The organism is Bacillus sp. EE-W1, assembly GCF_009760835.1.
GTDB classification, from domain to species: Bacteria; Bacillota; Bacilli; order Bacillales; family Bacillaceae_G; genus Bacillus_A; species Bacillus_A wiedmannii.
Genome location: NZ_WIPE01000120.1, coordinates 21145 through 29786, shown reverse-complemented (window position 1 = coordinate 29786; position 8642 = coordinate 21145). Strand labels below are relative to the sequence as shown.

Sequence of the window (8642 nt, the reverse complement as noted above, 5' to 3'; positions counted from 1 at the left end):
AGTATTTGGTGGTTACGGTTATACGAAAGATTATCCAGTAGAGCGTTATATGCGCGATGCAAAGATTACACAAATATATGAGGGAACACAAGAGATTCAAAGGCTTGTAATTTCTCGTATGTTAACGAAGTAGGAGCAAAGGCGTAGGTATTTTCCTACGCTTTTTCCTTCCAAAAAATAATAGAGAGAGGTGAAGGGGATGGTTAAACATAATGTACATGCGTCCGTGAAAGATGAAAAATTAGTTGCGTTAAGACGTGAACAAATGATTAAAGGTGCGGTGCAATTGTTTAAGCAAAAAGGGTTCCCACGTACAACAACGAGAGAGATTGCGAAGGCGGCTGGGTTTAGTATTGGAACACTTTATGAGTACATTCGTACAAAAGATGATGTTTTATATTTAGTTTGTGATAGTATTTATGAACATGTAAAAGAAAGATTAGAGGAAGTAGTGTGTACAGAGAAGGGAAGTATAGAAAGCTTAAAGATAGCGATAAAGAATTATTTTAAAGTGATGGATGAATTGCAAGAAGAAGTATTAATTATGTATCAAGAGGTACGTTTTTTACCGAAAGAATCACTCCCATATGTATTAGAAAAAGAGTTTCAAATGGTCGGAATGTTTGAGAATATTTTAGAGCAGTGTACAGAAAATGGGACATTTACATTAAATAAAAAAGAGATACAGCTTCTTGCACATAACATTTTCATACAAGGACAAATGTGGGGATTTAGACGTTGGGCCCTGCAAAAACTGTATACGCTTGAAGAATATACAGAAATGCAAATTAGGTATGTACTGCAAGGAGCGCATATGTTTCCGAAATAAGGAATAGACAAATTATAATTTTATTATCATATTAAAGTTTCCCGTTTTTTTTGTAGCATATTTGTGCGACTTTTGTTTATAATGAATAGTATGGATTTTTTTAAGCAGACCGTTATATATAAGGTTATATTTGAAGAAAGGAAGTGCCGCATAAGTGAATTTTAAGCAATATTCACCAGAAGAGCTAAAAGAATGTTCAATGATTGAAGTTGTACATAGCGTTTTAGGGGATAAAAGACAAGCAACGACATTCAACGAGTTGGTTCGAGAAATCGCTCAAGTGCTGGGACTATCTCAAGAGCAAGTTAATGCGAAACTCGCACAATTTTATACAGATTTAAACATCGATGGACGTTTCATTAATTTAGGAGAAAATCGTTGGGGACTACGTAGCTGGTACCCATATGAGCAAATTGATGAAGAAATCTTACCTCAGCCAAAACCGAAGAAGAAACGTAAAGTTGAAGAGGACGGTTTTGACGACTACATCGAAGAAGATGAAGACTTCGACGATGCAGACGCAAATGAAGAAGAGGTAGAAGATTTGGACAAGGTTCTTGAAGAAGAAGACGGAGACGACGATGATCTTGATGATTTAGATGAAGATGATGACGATGACTTCGCCGAAGAAGAACTTGAGTACGATGAAGCTGAAGAAGAAGAAGAAGAGGAAGAACTGTAGTTCTTGACTTTTCATTATCGTCCATGTAGAATCATTTTTGGGCTCTTTAAAAAAGGACGATAATACTTTTAAAGTGTAAATATAAAAGAAAATTGCTCCCTACTTATTACTTTATGTGATGAGGGGAGCAATTTTCTTTTTTGTTTTTTGTTTAGAAAATAAAAAGAGTCTAACAATAAGATGGATACAGTGTTATCTACATACGTTGCGCTTTGCAACGGTGATTATATAACAGCAAAATAGGAGGGAGCTTTTTCATGACTAAGTATATTTTTGTAACAGGCGGTGTAGTATCGTCTTTAGGAAAAGGTATTACAGCAGCATCTCTTGGAAGACTTTTAAAAAATCGTGGTTTAAACGTAACGATTCAAAAGTTTGATCCATACATTAACGTAGACCCAGGGACTATGAGCCCATACCAACACGGTGAGGTATTCGTAACAGATGATGGTGCAGAAACTGATTTAGACCTTGGTCACTATGAGCGTTTCATCGATATCAACTTAAACAAATACAGCAACGTAACAACAGGTAAAATTTACTCTTCAGTTCTTCAAAAAGAGCGTCGTGGTGAATACCTAGGAGGAACAGTTCAGGTTATTCCTCACATTACTAACGAAATTAAAGAGCGTGTATACCGTTCTGGTCGCGAAACAAACGCGGACGTTGTTATTACAGAAATTGGTGGAACTGTTGGTGACATCGAGTCTCTACCATTCTTAGAAGCAATCCGTCAAATTAAGAGCGACATCGGTCGTGACAATGTAATGTACATTCACTGTACGTTAATCCCGTACTTAAAAGCAGCGGGTGAAATGAAAACAAAACCAACGCAACATAGCGTTAAAGAGCTTCGCAGCTTAGGTATTCAACCAAATATTATCGTTGTTCGTACAGAATTGCCTGTTTCTCAAGATATGAAAGACAAGCTTGCATTATTCTGTGACATTGATACAAAAGCAGTTATCGAAGCACGCGATGCAGATACTTTATATGCGGTTCCATTATCTCTTCAAGAGCAAAATATGGACCAAATCGTTTGCGATCACTTAAAATTAGACAATCCAGCTGCAGATATGACAGAGTGGACTGCGCTAGTTAATAAAGTACGTAACCTTTCTAAGAAAACAAAAATTGCTCTTGTTGGTAAATACGTAGAGCTTCAAGACGCATATATTTCTGTTGTAGAAGCACTTCGTCATGCGGGTTATTCATTCGACACAGATGTAGAAGTGAAATGGGTAAACGCTGAGCACGTAACACCAGAGAACGTACAAGAATTAGTTGGTGACACAGATGGTATCCTTGTACCTGGTGGATTCGGCGATCGTGGTGTAGAAGGTAAAATCGTTGCAATTCAATATGCTCGTGAAAACAAAGTTCCATTCTTAGGAATTTGCCTAGGTATGCAACTTGCATCAATCGAATTCGCACGTAACGTATTAGGATTAGAAGGAGCTAACTCTTCTGAAATTAATCCTGACACACCTTATGCAATCATTGACTTATTACCAGAACAAAAAGATGTAGAAGACTTAGGTGGCACACTTCGTCTTGGTCTATACCCATGTAAGCTTGCTGAAGAAACAAATGCTTACAATGCTTACAACGAGCCGGTTGTATATGAGCGTCATCGTCATCGTTATGAGTTCAACAATCAATTCCGTCCGGATATGGAAAAAGCAGGATTTGTATTCTCTGGTACAAGCCCAGACGGTCGTCTAGTTGAAATCATTGAATTAAAAGACCACCCTTGGTTCGTGGCAGCACAGTTCCATCCAGAACTTGTATCTCGTCCAAACCGTCCACAACCATTGTTCCATGACTTCGTAAGTGCTTCTATTACGAATAAAGAGAGCAAGTAATAAAAAAAAGCGCCTGAAATAGGGCGCTTTTTTTTAATATTCATTTAACATTTCATCGATTGTAAATTTGATCCCATGATATGCAAATAAAGCTATCATTAAACTTGGGAATCCGTAGCGATTGCCTTCATCGTCTGGAATAAGGCCTTTTAACAGCTTAGTATCAATATGTACATCTGTATATTGTTCTAGGGATTCAGTACCTTCTTGAATAGCAGAGATGCCGACAATAGAGTGTCCATCAGCTTGAAGTTTTTTTGCCATTGCTACAACTTCTTCATCTGTTGAAAAACGGCTAATAAGAAGTACGCGGTCTGCAGAAGTTACTTCTACTTCTTTACCATTTTCAAATAATCGTTTTGCTTGCTTCATTGGCTCAGCACCGAATAATGCTTCAGCGACAACGCCCTCCATTTCATTTGTACCATGTAAATAAATGAAACCGTCGCCAACTAATGCTTGAGCAAGTAGACGGGCGCTATCTTCTATATTCATTTCTTCTTTTTGAGAAACTCTGGAGAAATAACCACTTAATTGAGTTGAAAAAATTTTTAACATAATGTTACTCCCTTTCGTACGTGTTTACCGGCTTTCATTATAGTTTATTTTTTTAGAAAGGTGAAATCGAAGGGTAGCATAACAAAATAGGAAACGGTAAAATAAGAAAGAATAGGAAGGAATTTGCCAAAGAATAGCGAAAATTAATCGTTAAGATATAAGAAGCTTTAAATCTTGTATTTACACAGAAAGGTTGGGAGTTATGGAAGGTAAAATTTTAATCGTTGATGATCAATATGGCATTCGTGTGCTATTACATGAAGTGTTCCAAAAAGAAGGTTATCAGACATTCCAAGCAGCGAATGGATTTCAAGCTTTAGATATCGTGAAAAAAGATAATCCAGATTTAGTAGTGTTAGATATGAAAATTCCAGGTATGGATGGTATAGAGATTTTAAAACATGTAAAGGAAATTGATGAGAGTATTAAAGTAATTTTAATGACTGCTTACGGAGAGCTTGATATGATCCAAGAAGCGAAAGATTTAGGAGCTTTAATGCACTTTGCTAAACCGTTTGATATTGATGAGATTCGTCAAGCGGTGAGAGAACAGCTTGCTGTAGAGGCGTAAAAAATGAATTTTTTATAAAAAATATGGAAAAAAGCGTTTACATGGACTATTGAGCAGGTGAATACGGTTGAGTTTTTGAGTACAAGTTGTTATCCTATTGAGTGTAGAAAAAAGTCCGGTATGTAAATATACATATTTTACCTTATTCTGGTCATACTACCAGCGATAAGAACTTATCGGATACAAAAAACGTTTTTTAGGAGGATTCACCATGCCTTTAGTTTCTATGAAAGAAATGCTAAACACAGCACTAGAAGGAAAATACGCAGTTGGTCAATTCAACATGAACAACTTAGAGTGGACTCAAGCTATCTTAGCTGCTGCGGAAGAAGAAAAGTCTCCTGTAATCCTAGGTGTATCTGAGGGTGCAGCTCGTCATATGACTGGTTTCAAAACAGTTGTAGCTATGGTTAAAGCTTTAATCGAAGAAATGAACATCACTGTTCCTGTAGCGATTCACCTTGACCATGGTTCAAGCTTCGAAAAATGTAAAGAAGCAATCGATGCAGGTTTCACATCTGTAATGATCGACGCTTCTCACCACCCATTCGAAGAAAACGTTGAAACTACTAAAAAAGTAGTAGAATACGCACACGCTCGTAACGTATCTGTTGAAGCTGAGCTTGGAACAGTTGGCGGACAAGAAGACGACATCATCGCTGAAGGCGTAATTTACGCTGATCCAGCAGAGTGTAAGCACCTTGTTGAAGCAACAGGTATCGATTGCCTAGCTCCAGCTTTAGGTTCTGTACACGGTCCTTACAAAGGTGAGCCTAACTTAGGATTCGCTGAAATGGAACAAGTTCGTGACTTCACTGGCGTACCTTTAGTATTACACGGTGGTACTGGTATCCCAACTGCTGATATCGTAAAAGCTATTTCTTTAGGTACTTCAAAAATTAACGTAAACACTGAGAACCAAATTGAGTTTACAAAAGCTGTTCGTGAAGCATTAAGCAAAGACCAAGAAGTTTACGATCCTCGTAAATATATTGGACCTGGCCGCGACGCTATTAAAGCAACTGTTGCTGGTAAAATGCGTGAATTCGGTTCTAACGGTAAAGCGTAAGAATAAAATTCCGTTTTGGAAACCGTCTAGTCTTTTAGACGGTTTCCTTTCGTTGTATAATGAAAGCGTGAACAAGTCGAAAGATTTTTATCATTTTGTTTTTGAAATAGAAAATAATGTGCATAGTCCTATTAATAAATGTGATAATGTATCTAAATTGATAATGTAAATTCGATGAATAGTTAATCTTTATCTATTCGTACTACGGGAGAAATGAAGATAATGGTTTCCTATTTATTGAGTGTTAGGGTGGAAAGAGTGATTGAGATTCTTAAGGGGAGCTTTCTATAAGGATATAGAAAGTAAATACATTCACAAGAAGGGAGCTCAATATGGAAAAATTGCTAATTGAAGGCGGAAGAGCTTTAAATGGAACAATTCGAGTGAGTGGTGCAAAGAACAGCGCCGTTGCACTAATTCCAGCGACAATTTTAGCAGATACTCCAGTAACTATTGGTGGTGTCCCTAATATTTCGGACGTGAAAATGTTAGGAGACTTGCTAGAGGAGATTGGAGGAAGAGTAGCTTATGGACAGGAGGAAGAGATGATAGTCGATCCTTCTAACATGGTTGCAATGCCTTTACCGAATGGAAAAGTGAAAAAATTGCGTGCTTCTTATTATTTAATGGGTGCGATGCTTGGCCGTTTTAAAAAAGCTGTTATTGGGCTTCCAGGTGGATGTCATTTAGGACCGAGGCCTATTGATCAGCATATTAAAGGATTTGAAGCGTTAGGTGCACATGTTACGAATGAACAGGGTGCGATTTATTTAAGAGCAGATGAATTGCGCGGGGCACGTATTTATTTAGATGTTGTTAGTGTAGGAGCTACAATTAATATTATGCTAGCAGCTGTGCGAGCGAAAGGTAGAACTGTTATTGAAAACGCAGCGAAAGAACCAGAGATTATTGATGTAGCTACATTGTTAACAAGCATGGGTGCACGCATTAAAGGTGCGGGCACAGATGTAATCCGAATTGATGGTGTGGATTCACTGCACGGTTGTCACCATACGATCATTCCGGATCGTATTGAAGCGGGTACGTATATGATTTTAGGAGCTGCATCAGGAGGAGAAATAACGGTTGATAATGTGATTCCTCAGCATTTAGAGTCAGTTACAGCGAAGTTAAGAGAAGCTGGTGTCCAAGTTGAAACGAACGATGACCAAATTACAGTGAACGGTAATAGAAGGTTAAAAGTAGTTGATATAAAAACGCTTGTATATCCAGGATTCCCAACAGATTTACAACAACCATTTACAACGCTTTTAACAAAGGCGCACGGAACGGGTGTTGTAACGGATACGATTTACGGCGCACGCTTTAAACACATTGATGAATTACGTCGTATGAATGCACAAATTAAAGTGGAAGGTCGTTCGGCAATTGTAACTGGTCCTGTTTTATTGCAAGGTGCAAAAGTGAAAGCAAGTGATTTGCGAGCTGGAGCGGCTCTTGTTATTGCAGGGTTAATGGCGGATGGAATTACAGAAGTAACCGGACTTGAGCATATTGATCGAGGTTATGAAAATATAGTAGACAAGCTTAAAGGTCTTGGCGCAAATATTTGGCGAGAACAAATGACAAACCAAGAAATTGAAGAGATGAAGAACGCATAAGTGATACTTCCGCAAGGGGGAAGCGAAGCATCACTACTTGCGGAAGTATACTTTGTAGAGAAACACGGTTCACAAAATACGGCAGAAATATAAAGACTTAAAGGAGAGGGATTATCGTGGAAAGAAGTTTATCTATGGAGTTAGTACGTGTAACAGAGGCTGCAGCATTATCATCAGCGCGTTGGATGGGGCGCGGGAAAAAGGATGAGGCAGACGGTGCAGCAACATCAGCTATGCGTGATGTATTTGATACAATCCCGATGAAAGGTACAGTTGTAATTGGTGAAGGCGAGATGGACGAAGCACCAATGCTGTATATCGGAGAGAAATTAGGTACAGGATATGGACCACGTGTAGACGTTGCGGTTGATCCTTTAGAAGGGACAAACATCGTAGCAGCTGGTGGATGGAATGCTCTTGCTGTTATTGCAATTGCAGATCATGGTAATTTGTTACATGCTCCTGACATGTACATGGATAAAATCGCGGTTGGCCCAGAAGCGGTTGGGGCGGTCGATATTGATGCGCCTATTATCGATAACTTACGTGCGGTTGCGAAAGCGAAAAATAAAGATATTGAAGATGTTGTAGCGACAGTTTTAAACCGTCCACGTCATCAAGCGATTATCGAAGAAATTCGTAAAGCTGGTGCTCGTATTAAATTAATTAACGATGGCGATGTGGCTGGAGCAATTAACACTGCATTTGATCGCACAGGTGTAGATATTTTATTCGGCTCTGGTGGAGCACCTGAGGGTGTATTAGCAGCAGTTGCATTAAAATGTTTAGGTGGAGAAATCCACGGAAAGCTTCTGCCTCAAAATGAAGCTGAATTAGCTCGTTGTAAAAAAATGGGTATTGAAGATATAAATCGTATCCTTCGCATGGAAGACTTAGTAAAAGGTGACGATGCAATCTTTGCGGCAACAGGCGTAACAGACGGAGAACTATTACGCGGCGTTCAATTTAAAGGTAGCGTAGGAACAACACAATCCCTTGTTATGCGTGCAAAATCAGGCACAGTACGCTTCGTAGACGGACGTCATAGCTTGAATAAAAAACCGAACTTGGTTATTAAATAAAAAGTGCAAGCGGCTCGTTCAGAATCGCAGGGCATTGGAACTCTCGACCTTGAAGCGCTTTTTGCTTCGAGCGAGAGAGTGAAATGACTGGAGATTCTAGCCGCTGGAACTGGATTAAGTAAAAGGCGTAAGCGGCTCGTTCAGAATCGCAGGGCATTGTAGCTCCTGACCATACTAGCTACTGGAACTAGGTTAAATAAAAGCGAAGACAAATTTTCTTGTCTTCGCTTCTTGTATTTGTGTTTCAACGTATTGATTAAAACTAGATAAAAGGGTTACAATAGTGAATATTACCCTACTTGAACTTATTGCCTTTCATTATTAATTATTTGCCTTCCGTATTTTTTCCCTTTACCCATGTGAA

The 8642-nt window shown here is 38.7% G+C and carries 9 protein-coding genes; 8 read left to right on the top strand and 1 reads right to left on the bottom strand.

The window, feature by feature from the left end:
- From GFJ36_RS27275 to pyrG, 4 genes are all read left to right on the top strand, one after another.
- Window positions 1-133, top strand: a 133-nt coding sequence (locus GFJ36_RS27275; protein WP_269217316.1) for an acyl-CoA dehydrogenase family protein, incomplete at its 5' end; no start/stop codon positions are given.
- Between the two features lie 66 nt (window positions 134-199).
- Window positions 200-829: a TetR/AcrR family transcriptional regulator gene (locus GFJ36_RS27270; protein ID WP_048542708.1), complete on the top strand. Its 630-nt coding sequence runs from the start codon at window positions 200-202 to the stop codon at window positions 827-829.
- Between the two features lie 154 nt (window positions 830-983).
- A complete protein-coding gene (rpoE, locus tag GFJ36_RS27265; RefSeq protein WP_157349808.1) occupies window positions 984-1511 on the top strand; it encodes a DNA-directed RNA polymerase subunit delta in 528 nt (175 codons plus the stop codon).
- Window positions 1512-1768: 257 nt separating this feature from the next.
- Window positions 1769-3376: a CTP synthase gene (gene pyrG, locus GFJ36_RS27260; RefSeq protein WP_000170450.1), complete on the top strand. Its 1608-nt coding sequence runs from the start codon at window positions 1769-1771 to the stop codon at window positions 3374-3376.
- Window positions 3377-3409: 33 nt separating this feature from the next.
- On the opposite strand, the gene GFJ36_RS27255 is transcribed toward pyrG, so the two are convergent.
- Window positions 3410-3934, bottom strand: coding sequence for a DUF2529 domain-containing protein (locus GFJ36_RS27255; protein ID WP_000912405.1), 525 nt, complete (start codon window positions 3932-3934; stop codon window positions 3410-3412).
- 202 nt (window positions 3935-4136) lie between these two features.
- Here GFJ36_RS27255 and spo0F point away from each other — a divergent pair, with 202 nt between their 5' ends.
- The 4 genes from spo0F to glpX all read left to right on the top strand — a co-directional run bounded on the left by spo0F (window position 4137) and on the right by glpX (window position 8278).
- Window positions 4137-4505 carry a sporulation initiation phosphotransferase Spo0F gene (gene spo0F, locus GFJ36_RS27250; RefSeq protein WP_000398593.1) on the top strand — a complete coding sequence of 123 codons (369 nt, stop codon included), beginning with the start codon at window positions 4137-4139 and terminating at the stop codon, window positions 4503-4505.
- A gap of 211 nt (window positions 4506-4716) precedes the next feature.
- Window positions 4717-5574, top strand: a complete 858-nt coding sequence (locus GFJ36_RS27245) for a class II fructose-bisphosphate aldolase (RefSeq protein WP_001131858.1) — start codon at window positions 4717-4719, stop codon at window positions 5572-5574.
- A 332-nt stretch (window positions 5575-5906) separates the two neighbouring features.
- On the top strand, window positions 5907-7196 hold the full coding sequence (murA, locus tag GFJ36_RS27240) for a UDP-N-acetylglucosamine 1-carboxyvinyltransferase (RefSeq protein ID WP_097889524.1): 1290 nt from the start codon (window positions 5907-5909) through the stop codon (window positions 7194-7196).
- A 116-nt stretch (window positions 7197-7312) separates the two neighbouring features.
- The gene (gene glpX / locus GFJ36_RS27235) at window positions 7313-8278 is read left to right on the top strand and encodes a class II fructose-bisphosphatase (RefSeq protein WP_000442336.1); all 966 of its coding nucleotides are present in this window, start codon (window positions 7313-7315) and stop codon (window positions 8276-8278) included.
- Window positions 8279-8642 lie beyond the last annotated feature (364 nt).

Excerpts from the sequence above, each read along its gene's own strand:
- GFJ36_RS27270 (WP_048542708.1), top strand. The coding sequence starts at position 200 with ATGGTTAAACATAATGTACATGCGTCCGTGAAAGATGAAAAATTAGTT.
- pyrG (WP_000170450.1), top strand. The coding sequence starts at position 1,769 with ATGACTAAGTATATTTTTGTAACAGGCGGTGTAGTATCGTCTTTAGGA.
- GFJ36_RS27255 (WP_000912405.1), bottom strand. The coding sequence starts at position 3,934 with ATGTTAAAAATTTTTTCAACTCAATTAAGTGGTTATTTCTCCAGAGTT.
- spo0F (WP_000398593.1), top strand. The coding sequence starts at position 4,137 with ATGGAAGGTAAAATTTTAATCGTTGATGATCAATATGGCATTCGTGTG.
- GFJ36_RS27245 (WP_001131858.1), top strand. The coding sequence starts at position 4,717 with ATGCCTTTAGTTTCTATGAAAGAAATGCTAAACACAGCACTAGAAGGA.
- murA (WP_097889524.1), top strand. The coding sequence starts at position 5,907 with ATGGAAAAATTGCTAATTGAAGGCGGAAGAGCTTTAAATGGAACAATT.